Raw genomic sequence first — 263 nt, forward strand, 5'->3', positions numbered from 1 at the left:
CTTTTAATACCAGCTTATCATGCAGTGACTGAACTAAATATCCCATATCTCCAAGGACTGTTGGTGTCCCAAATTGACTCAACACTTCCTCGGTCATTGAACTATCAGCCATTGAAGCAGGAGTAATTGTGTAGTCTATGACATAGCCTGATTCACTGACTAAAGCATGACATTTACATCCATAAAAGTACTGTCCCTTTGTAGCATTGTAGCCAACATTTGCATAATCTCCAAGAACTTTGCTTCTGAAATTACGAATAGGC

General features: G+C 39.2%; 1 protein-coding gene. It reads right to left on the minus strand.

The features are described from left to right. Nucleotides 1-263: transposase (locus D9V42_RS14905; protein WP_142927612.1), on the minus strand; the 263-nt coding region annotated here is incomplete at both ends.

Source organism: Staphylococcus pseudoxylosus, assembly GCF_003697915.1.
GTDB lineage: Bacteria > Bacillota > Bacilli > Staphylococcales > Staphylococcaceae > Staphylococcus > Staphylococcus pseudoxylosus.